This window comes from Nocardiopsis quinghaiensis (assembly GCF_008638365.1).
Classification (GTDB): Bacteria; Actinomycetota; Actinomycetes; order Streptosporangiales; family Streptosporangiaceae; genus Nocardiopsis; species Nocardiopsis quinghaiensis.
This window is the reverse complement of sequence record NZ_VWVU01000001.1, coordinates 141,723-155,509: the sequence shown is the minus strand read 5'-3', so window position 1 is coordinate 155,509 and position 13,787 is coordinate 141,723. Positions and strand designations below refer to the sequence as shown.

General features: G+C 70.5%; 16 protein-coding genes and 1 tRNA gene. 6 read left to right on the top strand and 11 right to left on the bottom strand.

Annotated features, from left to right (window positions below):
- Nucleotides 1-42: 42 nt before the first annotated feature.
- Nucleotides 43-1,410: a D-alanyl-D-alanine carboxypeptidase/D-alanyl-D-alanine endopeptidase gene (gene dacB / locus FYX01_RS05465; protein ID WP_394350435.1), complete on the bottom strand. Its 1,368-nt coding sequence runs from the start codon at nt 1,408-1,410 to the stop codon at nt 43-45.
- A gap of 85 nt (nt 1,411-1,495) precedes the next feature.
- On the opposite strand from dacB, the gene FYX01_RS05460 reads away from it, so the two are divergent.
- On the top strand, nt 1,496-2,026 hold the full coding sequence (locus tag FYX01_RS05460) for an inorganic diphosphatase (protein ID WP_190394190.1): 531 nt from the start codon (nt 1,496-1,498) through the stop codon (nt 2,024-2,026).
- A gap of 100 nt (nt 2,027-2,126) precedes the next feature.
- Here FYX01_RS05460 and FYX01_RS05455 read toward each other — a convergent pair whose 3' ends face one another.
- The gene (locus FYX01_RS05455; protein WP_150238186.1) at nt 2,127-2,366 is read right to left on the bottom strand and encodes a hypothetical protein; all 240 of its coding nucleotides are present in this window, start codon (nt 2,364-2,366) and stop codon (nt 2,127-2,129) included.
- Between the two features lie 536 nt (nt 2,367-2,902).
- Between FYX01_RS05455 and FYX01_RS05450 the strand changes: the two genes are divergently transcribed.
- Nucleotides 2,903-3,469 (top strand): cupin domain-containing protein, encoded by a 567-nt coding sequence (locus FYX01_RS05450; RefSeq protein ID WP_150238184.1) that lies wholly within the window; start codon nt 2,903-2,905, stop codon nt 3,467-3,469.
- Nucleotides 3,470-3,491: 22 nt separating this feature from the next.
- Here FYX01_RS05450 and FYX01_RS05445 read toward each other — a convergent pair whose 3' ends face one another.
- Complete coding sequence (locus FYX01_RS05445; protein WP_190394189.1) at nt 3,492-3,884, bottom strand: hypothetical protein; 393 nt, start codon at nt 3,882-3,884, stop codon at nt 3,492-3,494.
- A gap of 37 nt (nt 3,885-3,921) precedes the next feature.
- The gene (locus FYX01_RS05440; RefSeq protein WP_150238180.1) at nt 3,922-4,146 is read right to left on the bottom strand and encodes a hypothetical protein; all 225 of its coding nucleotides are present in this window, start codon (nt 4,144-4,146) and stop codon (nt 3,922-3,924) included.
- A gap of 152 nt (nt 4,147-4,298) precedes the next feature.
- Here FYX01_RS05440 and FYX01_RS05435 point away from each other — a divergent pair, with 152 nt between their 5' ends.
- Together FYX01_RS05435 and FYX01_RS26030 are read left to right on the top strand one after the other, a co-directional pair.
- A complete protein-coding gene (locus tag FYX01_RS05435; protein WP_150238178.1) occupies nt 4,299-5,132 on the top strand; it encodes an exonuclease domain-containing protein in 834 nt (277 codons plus the stop codon).
- Nucleotides 5,133-5,231: 99 nt separating this feature from the next.
- On the top strand, nt 5,232-5,387 hold the full coding sequence (locus tag FYX01_RS26030) for a hypothetical protein (RefSeq protein WP_190394188.1): 156 nt from the start codon (nt 5,232-5,234) through the stop codon (nt 5,385-5,387).
- Between the two features lie 71 nt (nt 5,388-5,458).
- Here the strand turns inward: FYX01_RS26030 and FYX01_RS05430 are convergent, their stop codons facing one another.
- From FYX01_RS05430 to FYX01_RS05405, 6 genes are all read right to left on the bottom strand, one after another.
- A complete protein-coding gene (locus FYX01_RS05430; RefSeq protein ID WP_317846050.1) occupies nt 5,459-5,809 on the bottom strand; it encodes a hypothetical protein in 351 nt (116 codons plus the stop codon).
- Nucleotides 5,810-5,955: 146 nt separating this feature from the next.
- Nucleotides 5,956-6,028 (bottom strand) — tRNA-Thr (locus FYX01_RS05425).
- Between the two features lie 85 nt (nt 6,029-6,113).
- Nucleotides 6,114-6,557 (bottom strand): hypothetical protein, encoded by a 444-nt coding sequence (locus FYX01_RS05420; RefSeq protein ID WP_150238174.1) that lies wholly within the window; start codon nt 6,555-6,557, stop codon nt 6,114-6,116.
- Nucleotides 6,554-7,156, bottom strand: coding sequence for a hypothetical protein (locus tag FYX01_RS05415; RefSeq protein ID WP_150238172.1), 603 nt, complete (start codon nt 7,154-7,156; stop codon nt 6,554-6,556). The genes FYX01_RS05420 and FYX01_RS05415 overlap by 4 nt, the downstream gene beginning before the upstream one ends.
- 35 nt (nt 7,157-7,191) lie before the next feature.
- On the bottom strand, nt 7,192-8,190 hold the full coding sequence (locus FYX01_RS05410; RefSeq protein ID WP_190394187.1) for an RnfABCDGE type electron transport complex subunit D: 999 nt from the start codon (nt 8,188-8,190) through the stop codon (nt 7,192-7,194).
- Nucleotides 8,187-10,094, bottom strand: coding sequence for an FG-GAP repeat domain-containing protein (locus tag FYX01_RS05405; RefSeq protein ID WP_150238170.1), 1,908 nt, complete (start codon nt 10,092-10,094; stop codon nt 8,187-8,189). Before FYX01_RS05405 ends, FYX01_RS05410 begins: the two co-directional genes overlap by 4 nt.
- A 273-nt stretch (nt 10,095-10,367) precedes the next feature.
- Between FYX01_RS05405 and FYX01_RS05400 the strand changes: the two genes are divergently transcribed.
- The gene (locus tag FYX01_RS05400) at nt 10,368-11,135 is read left to right on the top strand and encodes a thioesterase II family protein (RefSeq protein ID WP_190394186.1); all 768 of its coding nucleotides are present in this window, start codon (nt 10,368-10,370) and stop codon (nt 11,133-11,135) included.
- A 143-nt stretch (nt 11,136-11,278) separates the two neighbouring features.
- Nucleotides 11,279-12,529, top strand: a complete 1,251-nt coding sequence (locus tag FYX01_RS05395; protein WP_223830320.1) for an RNA polymerase sigma factor — start codon at nt 11,279-11,281, stop codon at nt 12,527-12,529.
- Nucleotides 12,530-12,890: 361 nt separating this feature from the next.
- On the opposite strand, the gene FYX01_RS05390 is transcribed toward FYX01_RS05395, so the two are convergent.
- Nucleotides 12,891-13,766 (bottom strand): LLM class F420-dependent oxidoreductase, encoded by an 876-nt coding sequence (locus tag FYX01_RS05390; RefSeq protein ID WP_150238166.1) that lies wholly within the window; start codon nt 13,764-13,766, stop codon nt 12,891-12,893.
- Nucleotides 13,767-13,787: the final 21 nt, after the last annotated feature.

Genomic DNA, 13,787 nt, shown 5'->3' with positions numbered 1-13,787 from the left:
ATTCCCCCGAGAGCGCCCCGACCCGTGCGCACCGGGGCCGGGTCAGGAGCAGCCGCACCGGCTGAGCGCGGCGGCGAGGGCGTCCAGGTGCGAACCCTGGGCCAGCGGATGGTTGGCCATGAAGGCGAAGAAGTACGTGTTGCCGTCCTGGTCGTGGACACTTCCGGCCAGCGTGCTCACCCCGTTCAGGGTGCCGGTCTTGCCGCGCACCAGCCCGGCGCCCTCGTGCGCGGACGAGTACGGGGAGTAGCGGCCCGCCTTGGCCAGGGTGCCCGTGGAGTTGGCCGTGGGCAGCCCGGTGAGGGCGGCGCTGAGGCCGGGGTGCTCGCTGCTCGCGGTCAACCGCAGCACCTCGACCAGCGCCCGCGGCGTGATCTCGTTCTCCGTGCTCAGGCCGCTGTTGTCGGACAGCCGCACCCCCTCCACGCCCAGGTCCCCCAGGATCTGGTGGGTGGTCGCGGTGGCGCCCGCGAAGGTGGCCTCCCGGCCGGTCTCGATCGCGGCGATCCGGGCTATGGCCTCGGCCATGATGTTGTCGCTGGACAGCATCATGTTCTCGACCAGCACGGACATCGGGGCCGATGCCACCGAGGCGATCGGGGCTCCCGAGGCGGTGGCGGGGGCGGGTTCCCCCTCGACCGCGATCCCGGCCCCCTTCAACTGTTCCGCGAAGGCACGGGCCGCGTGCACCGACGGCTCGGTCGAACGCGAGCCGTAGCCTCGGGCCTCGGGGGAGATCCGGCCGGAGTCGGTCATCAGGGCGGTGACGGGGGCGGCGTTCCCCTCGGGGATGTAGTTGGGCTTCCAGCCCGGCGGTGAGGTGGGCCCGGTGAACATCGAGTCGTCGTAGCCGAGGGAGACGGTGTCGACCCCCTCCTCCGCCAGGGCGTCGGCGGTGCGCTCGGCCAACTCCTCCAGTGTGGCTACCCGCGGGTAGGCTGCGGAGTCTGCGGTCGCGGTCAGCGTCGCGTCGCCTCCGCCGCGCAGTACCACCCGGCCCTGCTCGGGATCGAGGTGGGCCTCGGTGCTCAGCACGTGGTCGGGACCGACGGCCTCCAGTGCGGTGACGGCCGTGATGATCTTCGTGGTCGACGCCGGGGTCACGGGTGTGTCCGGTTCCTCCACGAAGAGGGGTTCGCCGGTGGCACCGTCGACGACGAAACCGGAGAGGCCCTCCTCGATCCCCGAAGCCGACATGGGATCATCGAGGACGTCCGCGATCCGTTCCGGGTCCGCCGGAGTCGAGGCCGCGGGTTCCGCCGCCGCCACGCCCTCGGCGTCCGTGACCGGGTTTGGCACAGCGGGAAGCGGTCGGGCCTCGATCACGTCGAGGGCGACGAACCCGGTGACCAGCACGAATATGTTGAGCAGGGCCAGCGCGAAGAGCGCCTCGCCTCGTACCCGTCGCACCCGGGGCACCTGCCCTTCCTTCGGTGTCGCGGCCTGACGTTGTAGATATACGGCGACATTAGTCGCATTGGGAGCCGAAATCAGCATGGAATTCGACGTTACGATCGAGATCCCCAAGGGGGAGCGCAACAAGTACGAGGTGGACCACGAGACCGGCCGCATCCGTCTCGACCGCATGCTGTTCACCTCCACGACCTATCCCGCCGACTACGGGTTCGTCGAGGGGACCCTCGGTGAGGACGGTGACCCCCTGGACGCCCTCGTCCTGCTCAAGGCCCCGACCTTCCCGGGCTGCCTCATCCGGGCCCGCGCCATCGGGATGTTCCGTATGCGCGACGAGGCGGGGGGCGACGACAAGCTGCTCTGCGTCCCGGCGACGGACCCGCGCCAGGAACACCTGCGTGACATTCACCACGTGAACGAGTTCGAGCGCCTGGAGATCGAGCACTTCTTCACGGTGTACAAGGACCTGGAGCCCGGCAAGTCCGTGGAGGGCGCCACCTGGGTCGGCCGCCACGAGGCCGAGCAGGAGATCGTGACCTCGGTCAAGCGCGCCGAGGAGGCCGGTGCGCACGGCGACCCCTCGCACATCTCCGACCTCAAGGACAGCAAGTAGGCGCCGACCACGCGGCTCCGTCGTGACGACGGCCCGGCGGGGAGACCCCGTCGGGCCGTGGCGTGCCCGGGGACGGGGGTCGTGCCGGACACGGGGAGGCTCAGTACCCGTCGGGGCGGCGGCGCCCCGGGTCCCGGGAGGCCTTCGGGTGCGGCTCCGGAGCCGTCGGCCCCTGGGCGCGGGTGCGCAGCCACAGCAGCACGAAGGTGAGCACGGCCAGGGCCGTGACCAGTAGGGCCTCCCCGGAACCGAGGAAGCCGAGCGTCATCACCCCGGCAGCCGTGATGACGAGCGCGCGCACCAGCACACGCGCCCACAGCCCCGGTGCCTCGGGGTTCAACTGCGCCTTCTGGGGGCGGATGCCATAACGGCCGCTCCTGTCACTACGGCTGGGGAGAGGACGCCTTTTCCTGCGGAGCCGCACGCCGTACTCGGGTCCCACATGTCACCATCGCGGGACGTCGCCCGCAACACACCCGGAAAGCACCGGGATGGGGAACCGACACGCGGGCTCGCCGGACCACGGCTTGACTCCTCCCCGACTTTGCTGATCTCCTTGCACCCATGTATCCGCACACCCGCACCGATGCCATGGCTCGTACGGCCCCCGGGGCCTCCAGCCTTCTGGCCCGTGCGGCGTGTCCGTGTTGTCGTCACTGAGCCCTCCGGCGTTCCCAGGCGCCTCCGCTCACCGAGTGCCCCTCCGCGCCGTCCACCCCACCGGGTGATCCGGCCGCGAGGCACATCCCGCAGGTGATCTCCGTCTCCGCACGCGTGTGTGGAGCCGTCCCTGCCGCCCCGACGCACCGGGGCCCTCCAGACGACGTCCGCGCGCTCCCGTTCCCGGGGCGCGCACACGTGAAGGATCCTCTCACGATGCCTCAGCGCACTCTCGCCAGCACCGCCGTCCTGTCCGCGCCGGAGACCCTCGCCGCCCGGCCCTCCCTCCGGGCCCCGAGCGCCTCTCCTGAGGGCATCGGTGACGTGGTGGACGCCGGACGCCGCTCCGGCTACGCCCACCTGGGTGAACGCCGCCTGCCGACCGTCGGACGCCTGGTCGCCGCCGCCCGCGGTGCCGCCGCCGCCCTGGGTGGGCCCGCCCTGTGGCCGACCCGGCGGGGACACTGGCGGCCCGCTCCCCGCGCCGCCCGCCGCCACGCGGGCGGCGGGCTCCGCGTGGCCGCGGTGGCGCTCGAACCCAACAGCTTCGTGTCGGGCCCCGCTCCGCGCTCCGCCCGGCCCCATGGCATGGAGGTGCTGTACCTGGTCAGCGGCCGCGCCCACCTGATCACCTCGGCTCCCGACGGGCAGATGCGCTCGGCGTCGGAACTCTCCGCGGACCGGGTTCGGGTGATGGGCACCGCCGGGGGTCCCGGGCAGGGCGGCCACTTCCTGGTGAACACGGGTGACGAGGTTGCCGTGGTGGTCCGGGTGTCCGCCTGAGCGCTCACCCGGGCGCGGAAGCTCACTCATGCGCGCCGCCCCGTTCGGCGGCGGACGCGCGCAGGGCGGCGTCGACCGCCTCGACCGACCTGAGGACCCCGGCCATGCGCCGCCCCTCGGCGAGGTAGGCGTTCATCACCTGGTCGAGGGCGTGCGTGGGCAGGTGGTCGCGCAGGTCGATCCGCGCCGTGCGGTACCCCTCCCGGGCGGCCTCCAGCGCCGAGGAGACGTACTGGCGGGCCAACCGGGAGAGGGCCACGGGATGGCGCCGCAGGACGCCGTGCAACCGGTAGTCGGCGGGCACGTGGTCGAACAGCCACACCAGGGCCGTCTGTTCGAAGGAGTCCGACCCGGGCGGGTGGACGCTCACGGGCCAGTCCGGCATCAGCGACTGATCGGGCATGCCTCCCAGCATACCCCTTATTCGAAAGTTTGTTCGATGACGCTGCGGATCACTCCACCGTCCCGGAGGGCTCGGACGTCCCTCCCTCGGCCTCGGCCGACTGCCGCCTTTCCAGTTCCACCCGGAGGGCGTACTCCGCGGCGTCCACGGCGGCACGCGCGGTGATGGCGTTCGTGTGCGCCCGGTCCAGTGCCTCCAGCAGGATGCAGTCGAAGGAGACCCGGGCGTCGTGGATGGCGGCTTCCAGTTGGCGTGATGCCTCTTCCAGACTCATATCCTTCCCATCCCCAGAAGTCGGCACCTGCACACACGGGCCACATGTGTCTCCGAACGCGTTCCCCTTCGGACTGTCACCGGTCCGTTCTACGATGTCCCCGAATCGTCGCTGCTCACGTCAGTGCCGACCATCCGGCCCGAGAGGAACCCATGCGCAACCGCTACCCCGGGACATGCACCGACTGCCAGGCCGCGGTCGGCGTCGGCGAGGGTGTCGTCGTCAAGGAGGGCGGCCGCTGGCGCACCTACTGCGCCGAGCACGAGCCGCGCCCGACCCCTCCCGCCCGGGGCGGGCACCTGGGCTGGCACACCTCCCCCCTCCTGGGCTTCGACTCCGAGACCTCCTCCCGTGACCCCGGCACCGCCTTCCTGGTGTCGGCCGCGCTGGTGGACCGCGGGGGCAAGGCCCGCACCTGGCTGGTGGACCCCGGCCCCCGGGAGATCCCGGCGGACGCGGTCGCCGTCCACGGGATCAGCACGGAGCGGGCCCGAGCCGAGGGACGCCCGGCCGCGGAGTGCCTGGAGGAGATCAGCCAGGCGCTGGTCGAGCACCTCTCCGCCGGTCAGGGACTGGTGGTCTTCAACGCCCCCTACGACCTCCGCGTGCTCTCCGGCGAGCTGGGACGGCACGGGCTGCCGTCGCTGACGGAGCGCCTGGGCGGCCCCCCTGCGCCCGTGGTGGACCCTCTGGTGATCGACCGGGGCGTGGAGCCCTACCGCAGGGGCAAGCGCAACCTGGGCGCCATGTGCGAGTACTACGGGGTGGAGCTGACCGCCGCCCACACCGCTTCCGCCGACGCCTCCGCCGCGCTGGCCCTGGCCGAGGAGATCGGCGCCCGGCACCCGGAGCTGGCCTCGGTCGGCCTGACCGAACTGCACCAGCGACAGGTCGACTGGTCCCTCGCCTTCGCCCGCAGCCGCCAGGAGTGGCTGGACCGCAGCAAGCCCGACCACAGGACCGTGGTGGACGGCACCTGGCCCTAGCACCACGGCCGGAACAGTCGCCCTCCGGGCCTCCCACACGTGCGAGCCGACACAGAACGGGTAGGGCTCCTGAGCGAACGCACGTCTTCGGAGGGCGACATGGTCTATTTCATCCTGGTACTTCTAGCGATATGGCTGATTCTGTCCATCATCGGCATGGTCATCGAAGGCTTGTTCTGGCTCGCCGTCATCGGCGCCATCCTGTTCGTGGCCACCGCCGTGTGGGGCTGGATCCAGAACCGGCAACGCACCTGAGAGGGCCCCGGCGGCACGCGGCGGCCCCGCCCCGGCCCGTGGCACGGCCGGGGCGGTCGGGACCGCGGCCCTCAGAGCTCCAGGATCCTGCCGTCGCCGCCGAGCCCGGCGACGATCCTGCGGGCACGGACCTCGTCGACGTCGACCCGTTCGCGCACCATCCGTACCGCCTCCTCGCCCCGCCCCAGGGCGACCAGGTCCCGGACCCGCGCACACAGGGACGGCGGAAGCCCGTCGGGCTCTTGGGACGCGGGGACGTATCCGCCCACCTGCGACTCCGGCTCCGGCTCCATCGGCGGCTCGGGCACCGGGGACTCCACCGCCGCGGCCGCCCCGTCCATGCGGGCGAGGATCCGGCGCAGCGTGTAGGAGCCGCCGCCCAGTACCAGGAGGGCCCCAGATAACGCGAACAACATGAACATCAAGCTCATATCGTGCGTCTACCCACGTTTCCGGTGATACACATCCGACGGTCGGCACGTCGGGAAGCGCCAAGGAGCACCGGAGGGGCGGGCGGCCCCGAAACGCACCAGGCCCGCCCGGACGAGCCGGGCGGGCCTGGTGTCGGAGCCGCCTGTCGGAATCGAACCGACGACCTATTCATTACGAGTGAATCGCTCTACCGACTGAGCTAAGGCGGCGCCGCGCCGCGTGCCACACGCGGCGAAGCGCTCACCATTCTAGCGCCTCACCGGAGTGCCGGGGACATGTCCGCCGCGCCCCGGGTCAGCTCGCCTCCCTCCTCCTCCGGGGCCACCACGGCCGGAGCGCCCAGCCGCCGATCACCAGGCCCACGAGGATCACACCGGCCGTCATGACCCACTCGTTGGACCCCTCCGGCCCGTACACCCGGCTGGCCGCCCCGATGTCGATCGCCTCGGCCGGTTCCCCGATGGGGCAGGTCTCCCTGTCGCGCCCGTAGAGGTAGATGTCGGAGCGCTCGGCGCCCCCCGCGTCCGGGACGTAGGAGCCGTAACAGGTGCACGACTCGTGCCCCGGGTGCTGGACGCAGTCCAGACGGGAGGCGGTGAACGTCCCCGGCTCGCCCTCGGCACGGGCCGCGCGCAGGCTCCGGTCGATGTTGGAGGCCCCCATGTAGACCACGAGGGCGGCCAGCAGGGCCAGCACGACGGCGAACGCCCCGCCCTGGCCCCGCCGACCGGCGCTCAACTCCGCACCTGTTCCGGTTCGTCGGCGCAGGGGCAGTTCATCGCCTCGCGCTCCCGCTCGTTGGGCCGCGCGTGCAGGTACATGGCGACGACCATCGGCACGAAGACGAGTGAGTTGTAGAGCAGGTGCAGTTCCACCCGGGGGATCAGCATCTGGACGAGGCTCACCGGCGCATCGCCCCCGGCGATGTTGGTCCCGACCATGACCTGGACCAGGAGCAGAAGGTGCTCCAGGTGGTGCCAGACCTGGATGAGCAGGGCCACCAGCCACCACACCCTCGCCCGGCCCACGAAACCCGGGAGCAGGAGGAGCAGGCCGACCAGCATGACGAGGGCGTAGCCGTAGTGCAGCCATTCCGAGGTGACGAGCCAGGGGAAGGGCATGCCGAGGAGGCCGCGGGCCTCCGGTACCGGCCAGTCCATCACGTAGATCTGGACGGCCTGGACGATGTGCTCGGCCCAGTGCGCGAGCACGATCACCAGGAACAGGCGCAGGCACAGCCGGTGGCGTCCGGTGTTCGTCACCTCCATGCACATGCGGTAGTAGCCGGTGAGGTTCCCCCTCTCCGTCGAGGGGCCACTTTCCCGTGTCACGGGCATCCGTCTCTCCCTTCTTCTTTTTCCTTGGTTCGGGTTCAGCGGCCGTCGGCGCGCACCGCGTCCGGTGCCACGGGCGCGTCGGCGACCGGCCTGGCGAACCAGGGGGCGCACACCAGGACGAGGCCGCGTAGCGCACAGGTGATGACGAGGGCGAAGAAGAGGCCGAAGACGACGTGCAGGCTGACGAGGAGCCCGTACACCGCGGCCGTGGTCAGGCCGAAGACCATCTGGTTGCGCGGCTTCGAGGGCGTCGTCCCCGGATCGGTGATCATGTAGTTGGTGAAGAGGATGAAGGCCACACCGGTCAGGGGCACCAGCGCCGCGACGAGCATGTGGTCGAGGACGAGCCAGCGCAGGACGGCCTGGAGGACGAATCCCCCCACCCAGCCGAGGATCAGGGGCCAGCGCTTGGTCAGGTTGACGTTGAGCATGGTCCCGGCCATGAGGATCCCGAGGGGGATCAGCCAGTCCACGGTGCCGAAGGCGTTGTTGGTGAAGTGGTAGGGCGGCGCGATCCCGACCCACGGGAAGAGGAGCAGGGTCACCGCGATCCCGAGGTTGGAGGGGTTGAGGAAGTGCCTCTTGCGGCCCCCGACCGGGATACGGAAGACGTATTTGCTGCTCACGGCGATGGACACCGCGAACAGGTAGGGCCACAGCGACGCGTTGCCCCACAGGAGCATCGCGCACGCCAGGCCCGCGATGTGCGTGGGCAGCAGGTAGTCGACCATCTTCCCGGCCCCGCCCGCGTACTGGGGGCGGCGCCCGGCGGCGCGGGCGTCCAGGGTCTCCAGCAGGAGGTCGAGCGCGTAGCCGAACAGCACGGCGGCGATGGGTGTGACGGGGGACTGCTCGAAGCCCAGGAGGAAGTGGCCGATGACGGTGAACACGGTGATGGACGTGGCGAACATGCGCAGCGCCTTCACGCGCCTGTCCATCGGGGGCTTGGCGGCGGGTCCGGGCGGGGCGGTCGCCCCGGGCCGCTCTCCCCCGGCGCCGGCCTGCCGTCCTTCGTCGGAGCTGGTCACAGTCATCGGACAACCGCCGTTCCGTCGTCGTCGAGGAGGATGGTGTGGGTTCCGGGGCCGACGCCCAGTTCCGCGGTGTGCTCAGTTCCCGATCCGTCCCGCCAGGAGACGGTGACCGGCGTCTCGCCCCGCTCCGCCGCGAGGTGGACGATGCCGTCCGACACCCCCACGTGGCCGTTGGCCGGGTAGAGCTGGCGGATCTGCGCCGGGAGCCCCCCGGAGCCCTCCGCCCTGACGGAGGCTCCGACCGCCGGGGTGAGGGCTCCGTCACCGGCCGCTCCCGGGCGCACGAGGCGCAGCACGGTGCCCGGCGCGGGGTCGGGCGCGGTGTTCAGCAGCAGGCGCGAGTCCTCCCACTGGTTGGCGACCAGCACGTCCAGGAGCCCGTCGCCGTTGACGTCACCGAAGGCGAAGGCCCTCGTGACGTCGTACTCGGCGATCCCCACCGCGCCGGCGAGGTCGTCGTAGCGCCCGTCCTCCCCGCGCACCCAGAAGGGGTTGGTCTCGTGCCCTGACAGGTCGTCGCCCTCGGCGAAGTTCGGCCAGACCCCCGGGTACTTGAGCAGCTGGTCGTTGCCCATGGCGATCTCCTGGAGCTCGGGCCAGCGCGTGTTCTCACCCTTGAGGAAGCCCGTGGCCTGGAACAGCTCGTCCGTGCCGTCGTTGTCGAAGTCGCCGGCCTTGACGTCCCACGACCAGCCGCTTCGCGCCAGTCCCAGCCGCTCGCTGTCCTCCTCGAAGGGCACCTCGCCCTTCAGGAGGTCGGAACCCGGCCCGTCCGGAACGAAGGCGAAGTTGCTCTCGTGGAGCGCGTGGGGGCTGGTGATGTTGCTGACGACCACCATCGGCAGCTCCGAGCCGTCCACGTAGGTGAAGGCGACGCCCATGCCCTTGAAGGACCCGTTGCCCAGGACCTGGGACTTGGGCGTGACCATGTCGCGGTCGCCCTTCACCAGTTCCAGACTGACGTCACCGGGGGTGGAGCGATTGACCAGGAGGCTGTCGTTGCCGAAGTCGTTGCCCAGGTAGATGTCGGGGACCCCGTTCCCGGAGAGGTCCTGGAAGCCGATCGCCAGCGTCCAGGCGGCCATGGCCCGTTCCGGGAGCGCCGTGCTCGCGTCGGTGACCGAGGGCGGCGCGTCCGCCTCTCCCGTCGGCTCCGTAAGCAGGATCCGGTTGCGTCCGGCGTTGGTGGCCAGACCCATGCTCTGCTGCATCTCCATACGGGTCTCGTCGTCCGCCTCCGGGTCCAGGACCCGGGCGCCGTCGGGGAAGTAGTTGCCGACGAGGACGTCGAGGCTGCCGGACCCGTCCAGGTCGGCGACGTTCAGCGCGGTCGTGTTCCAGACCTGCATCGGCTCCACGAGCTCGTGGGCGGTGAAGTTCCGCGCCGCGGGGACGGCCCCGGGCCCCGCCGTGTTCGTGAACAGGACCGGGGAGCGGCCCCAGTAGTAGACGATGACGTCCAGGTCGCCGTCCTCGTCCATGTCGGCGGGAACGCAGCCCATCGGCGCCATCGTGTGGTCGTAGGGCAGGCCCTCCGGGAGCAGTCCGACCACCGGGTAGTCGGCCTCACCGCTCCCCGGGGAGTTGCGCAGGGTGACGCCGTCGTCCCGGGGGTCGACCAGGCAGACGTCCGCGGACTTGCCGAGGCCGCGCAGGTCGAGGAGCGCTCCCCCGGCGCCGACCGAGGAGATCCATCCCACGAAGTGTTCGAGGTCGGGCGCCACCTCGCGCTCGTGGCGGGCGCCCTCGGGTTCGGAGTTGAGGGTGAGTGCCTCGAAGGCGAAGGGTGAAGCACGCTCGGCCTGCTCCGCATCACTCGCGGTGGGACGAACGGTGAAGACCCCCAGGCCGCCCACCAGGGCCAGGGCCAGGGCCAGCGTCACCACGCGGTACATCAGCCGCATAGAAGCTCCTTCGTTACCTGGAAACAGAACACCGGACAGATCGCACAGACCGATTATCAAAATCCAGTAAGGAGAACTCAATATCTATTATTGCGCCCCTGGGGCGCTCTCGGAAAAACCTCAAAAAACGCGGAACAAAGAAGAACCAATGCATTTGCTCGGAGGTGCGCAAATCATAGGTAGACAAGTACCCGTGACCGGATGGACGATCCACCCTGGCCGTTACCAGGAAAGCGCACGAAAAAGGAGCCACAAGAGGAGATGGGATACTCCATGCACACGTTCGAGGGCCATCTGGCGGCAGGCGACCCCGAGTCCGCCGTCCGGGTCGTCCTGCTTCCCTACGCGGGCGCCACCCCGATGTCCCTGCTCCCAGTCGCACAACGTCTGCCGAGCACGTGCTCCGTGCTTCTGCCCGGACTGGCGAGTGCGCGGAAGAAGGCGCCCCCAGCGGTCTACGCGGAAGCGGTCGCGGACCTGCTGCCGGCGTTGGAGTCCTGGACGGACCGTCCGACCGTTCTCCTCGGCCACAGCCTGGGGGCCCTCCTCGCGCACTCGCTGCTCTGCCTCATGTCGACGGAGTCCCTGCGGCAGGTGCGCGAGGTGGTCCTGTCCGGCCCTCCCTCTCCTGCCACGACCGCCGCACGGGCCGCCCACCCGGAACGGCCCTTCGTCACCCGGACGCCTTCCGACCTGGCGCACGAACTCCGCTCCGGGGGGAGACTCCCCCCGGCGGTCCTCCGGAACTCCGACGCGCTGGAGGAGGCGGTCAACCTCCTGGGGCTCGATCTCCACTTGTTCGACACCTACGTCCGGCCCCGCCGCGTTCCGGAATCCAGGGCACGGCACCATCTGTGGTTCGGACTCGACGACTCGTTGCCCCAGGACGAGGTCCCGCTGTGGGCGACGGACCTGCCGTCGCCCCCGTTGGTGAGGGCCTTTCCCGGGGCGCACTTCTTCCTGTTGGACCGCGGGGAGCCCGGTCTGGAACTGGGCCGTCTGGTCGCCCGGGCCGCCCACGCCCCGGCGCGGGACGGGTAGGGCGCGTCACCACCGCCTTCGGGGCCACGCGGGTCCGGCGCGGAGCACCCGCGCCGACACCCGCCGGGGACGGGGGCTCGGAGTATCGTGCGTAACACCAGTTACCGCACGGTGTCCGAGGCATCGGACCCAAGGAGTCACTGATGAGCATGCCGGACAGCAGCCGTGCCACCCAGCGGGCGGTGGCCGAGGCCCACCGTACGGAATGGGCGTACGTCCTGGCCTCGACCGCCCGTGTCACGCAGGACTTCGACCTCGCGGAGGAGTGCGTCCAGGACGCCTACGTTCGTGCCCTGGACTCCTGGGAGAACGACGGGGTGCCGGACCGGCCAGGCGCGTGGCTGACCACCGTGGCCAAGAGGCGTGCTCTGGACCTCCTGCGCCGCGAACAGCACTTCCGGTCGAAGCTGCCCCTGCTGGTGGAACCGTCCCCACCGGAGGGGGAGGCCGCGCCGGGCGTCGTTCTCGACGACCGGTTGCGGCTGGTGTTCATCTGCTGCCACCCGGCCCTGGAACGTGAGGCGCAGATCGCCCTGACCCTGAAACTGGTCTGCGGGATGAGCACCGGTGACATCGCCCAGGCGTTCCTGGTCAGCAAGACGACGATGGCGGCCCGGATCACCCGTGCGAAGAAGAAGATCAGCGCGGCGCGCATCGCCTACCGGGTACCGACGGCCGAGGAGCTCCCCGCCAGGCTCGACGCCGTTCTGGACGTCATCCTCCTCCTGTTCACCAACGGTCACACCGCGCCCTCCGGCAACGATCTCGTGCGCGTGGACTTCGTGGAACGCGCCGTGGGCCTCGCGCGTATGCTGCACCTTCTCATGCCGGCGGAACGCGAGGTCATGGGCCTCCTCGCGCTCCTGCTCGTCACCGACGCCCGCCGTCCCACCCGCACGGGCAGCGAAGGCGAGCCGGTCCCCATGGAGGAGCAGGACCGTTCGGTCTGGAACCGGTCGGCGATCGAGGAGGGACACCTGCTGGTGCTGAGGGCGCTCCGGGGCGGCCCGCCCGGGAGATTCACGCTCCAGGCCGCGATCAGCTCCTTGCACGCGCAGGCCCCGAGCGTGAAGGAGACCGACTGGCCCCAGGTACTCGCCCTGTACGACAAGCTGCACGGGGTGTGGCCCTCTCCCGTGGTGGCGCTGAACCGCGCAGTCGCGCTCTCGCAGGTGAAGGGCCCGGAAGAGGCCATAAAGCAGATAACCATGTTGGAGCGCGAGGGCACGCTGTCCTCCTACCGCTACCTCCCCCTGGCCAAGGCCGACATCCTGTGCCGCCTGGAACGCCATGGCGAGGCGGCGGTCGCCTACGGCGACGCCCTCAGCCTGGCGGGCAACGAGGCCGAACGCCACTTCCTGGAAGCGCGGATAAAGACCGAGCGCGACCACTGAGGCACCCGGTGGAATCCGACGGGCGGTCCACCCGGCCCGGACCGAGGGCGGCGGTCGGCGGCCGGACGCCCCCGAGCGGACAGTCCGTCCCGGGGCGTCCGTACCGGAGAGCGGGAACAGGTGTCCCCCGCCACGGGCGCCGGAGAAGGCCGAGAAAGGACACCACGGTCGGCTCCGGAGACGGGCGAACAGCTCGGACAACAAGCTGGTGCGGTGACCGAGAACGTTCACCGGGCCCTCTCCGGTCCGGTGGTCTTGTACTTATGGCGGGCGGGTGTCGAGCGCCCGACCTCGCCACAAGTACAGGACCAGCGAGCGTGGAGACTCCCACGTCACACCGATAACGCTTCCGGCCAGACCGCTAAAGGTCGAGGACCTTGGGCAGGACGTGTTCGGCGACCAGCTCAACGTGCCCGAGCGGATCGTCTGAGGGCAGGATCCCGATGGCGGTCGTCACGCCCAGCTCGGCCAGCCCACCCAGCTGGGAGACGAGCTCTCCGGCCCGGGAACCGTCCCGGCCCACGTCGAACTCCATGATGCAGGTCTTCTCGATCTCCTCGTAGTCCCGGCCCGCCTCGTCACACAGCCGGCGTAGCGTGTCGAGCCGGTCGGGCAGATCAGGCGTGGGGTAGAGGTTGCACGCATCGGCGTACTTGGCGACCAGGGGCAGCGTACGTCGCTCGCCCTGTCCGCCGACCATGATCGGCGGATGCGGCCGAGTCACCGGTAGCGGCCGGGACAGCGGTCTCTCCAAACGGTGGTGTGCTCCTTCGTAGGGGGCCTCGTCCTCCTCCTCCCACAGGCGCAGGCAGATCTGGATGGTCTCCTCGAGCATGTCGAAGCGCTGGGACAGCGGCGGGAAAGGAATGCCCAGCCCCACTGCCTCCTCCTCGTACCATCCGGCTCCCACCCCGAGCAGGGCACGCCCTCCGGAGAGGACGTCGAGGGTGGTGACCGTCTTGGCCAGGAGCGCCGGCGAGCGGAAGTGGGCACCGGCGACCACGGGTCCGAGACGGCACCGCGTCGTGTGCGCCGCGATGACGGCCAAGGTCGTGAAGCACTCCAGCTCGGGCTGCTCCGGACCGCCCGCATGGGGTCCCTGCCACAGGTGGTCGCCCACGCCGATCAGTGAGAAACCCGAGGAATCGGCGGCCCGAGCCACGCCGACCAGCCGTTCCAGGGCCTTCCCGTCGTCTCCGACCCACGAGAAGTCCGCGATCTCCACGCCCAATTGCACGATGCCGCCCTCCAGTACCGG